This window comes from Paenibacillus polysaccharolyticus, from assembly GCF_023714295.1.
In the GTDB taxonomy this organism is placed as follows: Bacteria; Bacillota; Bacilli; order Paenibacillales; family Paenibacillaceae; genus Paenibacillus; species Paenibacillus polysaccharolyticus_A.
This window is the reverse complement of the sequence record NZ_JAMAUN010000028.1, coordinates 1-934: the sequence shown is the minus strand read 5'-3', so window position 1 is coordinate 934 and position 934 is coordinate 1. Positions and strand designations below refer to the sequence as shown.

General features: G+C 53.2%; 1 rRNA gene. It reads right to left on the bottom strand.

Annotated elements, in window-relative coordinates:
* A 23S ribosomal RNA gene (locus M3629_RS27940) occupies positions 1–934 on the bottom strand; the annotation flags it as partial.

The window sequence follows — 934 nt, the reverse complement described above, 5'->3', positions numbered from 1 at the left end:
CAAGCCATAGCTTCGGTGGTGTGTTTAGCCCCGTTACATTTTCGGCGCAGAGTCACTCGACCAGTGAGCTATTACGCACTCTTTCAATGGTGGCTGCTTCTAAGCCAACATCCTGGTTGTCTGTGCAACTCCACATCCTTTCCCACTTAACACACACTTGGGGACCTTAGCTGATGGTCTGGGCTGTTTCCCTTTTGACAATGGATCTTAGCACTCACTGTCTGACTCCCGGAAGTAAGTCTATGGCATTCGGAGTTTGACTGAGCTTGGTAACCCTTGCGGGCCCCGCACCCAATCAGTGCTCTACCTCCACGACTCTGTTTTCCGAGGCTAGCCCTAAAGCTATTTCGGGGAGAACCAGCTATCTCCGAGTTCGATTGGAATTTCTCCGCTACCCCCACCTCATCCCCGCATTTTTCAACATGCGTGGGTTCGGGCCTCCAGTGCGTGTTACCGCACCTTCACCCTGGACAGGGGTAGATCACCCGGTTTCGGGTCTACGTCCACGTACTCATTCGCCCTATTCAGACTCGCTTTCGCTGCGGCTCCGGCTCTTCACCTTAACCTTGCACGGGAACGTAACTCGCCGGTTCATTCTACAAAAGGCACGCCATCACCCCTAAAACGGGCTCTGACTTTTTGTAAGCACACGGTTTCAGGTTCTATTTCACTCCCCTTCCGGGGTGCTTTTCACCTTTCCCTCACGGTACTGCTTCACTATCGGTCGCTAGGAAGTATTTAGCCTTGGCAGATGGTCCTGCCGGATTCATACGGGGTTTCACGTGCCCCGCACTACTCGGGATCCGTCTCGGAGGGAACCAACTTTCAATTACAGGGCTTTTACCTTCTTTGGCGGGCCTTTCCAGACCTCTTCGCTTAACCGGTTCCTTTGTAACTCCATGTGAGACGTCCCACAACCCCAAAGAGCAAGCTC